This window comes from Barnesiella sp. CU968, assembly GCF_905219685.1.
Classification (GTDB): Bacteria; Bacteroidota; Bacteroidia; order Bacteroidales; family Muribaculaceae; genus Lepagella; species Lepagella muris_A.
Window position 1 is genome coordinate 1 of record NZ_CAJMXD010000469.1, and the last position, 2,016, is coordinate 2,016.

Sequence of the window (2,016 nt, forward strand, 5' to 3'; positions counted from 1 at the left end):
TCCGAATCGGGTGGTTCTGCGTTCCAGGACACTCAATAATGTGAGTTAATTTTGGAACATAGAACTGAACACCCTATGATTTAATTAAGTTAGAATATTAAGACAACAAAGAAGAAAACAGCTTACGAATAGTGGTTTATCAGAAAATTATTACTACCTTTGCAGTGTCCTTTGAGTAGGACGTACATAGTAATAGGAAGCGTTTAGCTTATTCCTTGTCAATGAATCTGGACAATTCAACTGCACTGAGGAATAATGATAGACTGCTCCCTTTGGTCTGCATATATGCACTGATGTGTCAATATACGGCCAAGGCGTGAGTTGTTTTCATTTTCAGTGCAGAGGTAGTCCAGAACCCATTGACGGAATTTGATAACAGTCTTGCGCCTCTTTGCATTTATAATGTCCTTTTGAGACTGGTGGACGCCAAAAAAAACATGTTAAAGGCATGAAATTCTTAAAGTTTTTGGTAGTGTTGACAATCGGCATTACCTGTTGCCTGAATTTTACGTCATGCAGCAATGAAGAAGATGAACCCGATAGCGGGGTGGTGGGTAACGGAACTGTAAACCCTGCTACAGTGTTCGCAAATGGTATCCCACAGAAAGTTGGCGGAATGAACCTAACTGTGAATAGTGATGGTCTTGTGTCTGCTCTGACTGATGGATCAGTAAAAGTTACGTTTGAGTATCCCTGCATGAGCCGTGCTAATGAGGCAGATGTTATCATGAACGTTAGCGATGAGGAGGGAGATCTTGTAATATACGTTACTCTGAATGATTTAGGATATTCAAAATACTGGAAACGCGTCTATGATGACGGTGATGTAGATGAGTACTGGTTTGAATACAATTCAGACAATCAGTTGAAAAAGATAAAAGTGCAAACTTGCGAAGGTAACGGAACAGTTGAATATACCTATGAAAAAGGGAATATCATTGGCGTGAATATGACTCCTGCTGATGGCGGCACAATGAAAATATCCTATGGTAGCACTCCGATAAAAAATAATGGAGGAGTAATGATATTAACTATGTTTGGAATTGAGGATGATGATATGCAGTATTCTTATTATGCGGGATTGCTTGGTAAGTCTACAGTATCACTGCCTGCTAAGAAAGAAGGATATTTTGATGGAGAGTCATTTTTTGAAGATTATACTTGGAGCATAAATGATAAAGGGCTCCCTACCAAGTTGACAACAAAGTATACAGACTCAGATTATTCAGATACAGAGGATATGTACTTTGTTTGGTAAACAAAAATGGCAAGCCGTTATGACTTGCCATAGCATAGACAAATTGAGGCTGAGTTGTAGTTTTACGACTCAGCCTCGTGTTTGTTTGATTTGCATATCAAAGATATTTTGTTTATCTTTGTTTAGAACCGCGATAATTCATAGAAATTTCCAGCCTCTTTGAATTATCTTAAAATAAGAGCGCTATGATTGAAAATCATAAAATCAAACAAGATGTGTTGTCATTTGTCAAACAGTATTGTTGCAATAATTGCAGAATTAACCTAAAGACAATGCGTAACCAATTAAGTGAATGGTATATGATTGATGAAGTGTACCATTGCTTATGTAATCTGTGTTATGATGGCGAGATTGAACTTAAGCAGATTGGAGGGTTTGATTATGAAATATGTATAGCAGCTTAAAATGTAGGACTATTTGGTACATTCAAGTATATAATTGGGTTAATTAATTTGCATATTTAAGAAATATTTGGTAATTTTGATGCGTTACTTAAATATAAGTATAATTATATTTAAAGCGGTATTTAGGGATTAATAATAACTCTGATTATGGTTATGATGGAGAATGTATCGCCTGTTGAGGCTATTCGTACCTTGGGTGCCCGTTTTAAGGATTACCGCATGCGCCTTAATTTGACTCAAAGGCAAGTGTCGGAATTAACGGCAATCAGTGTCCCGACGATTTATAAATTCGAATCGGGGAGGATTACTGATTTGTCATTTGTCACCATGCTCAAGCTCCTCAAGGCTTTGGAT

2 protein-coding genes are annotated in these 2,016 nt (G+C 37.2%); both read left to right on the forward strand.

The window, feature by feature from the left end:
* Window positions 1–448: 448 nt before the first annotated feature.
* Window positions 449–1,258, forward strand: a complete 810-nt coding sequence (locus JX312_RS12805; RefSeq protein WP_204458305.1) for a DUF4595 domain-containing protein — start codon at window positions 449–451, stop codon at window positions 1,256–1,258.
* A gap of 557 nt (window positions 1,259–1,815) precedes the next feature.
* Window positions 1,816–2,016 (forward strand): helix-turn-helix domain-containing protein (locus tag JX312_RS12810; protein WP_204458306.1); only part of this gene is annotated, 201 nt, incomplete at its 3' end.

Excerpts from the sequence above, each read along its gene's own strand:
- JX312_RS12805 (WP_204458305.1), top strand. The coding sequence starts at position 449 with ATGAAATTCTTAAAGTTTTTGGTAGTGTTGACAATCGGCATTACCTGT.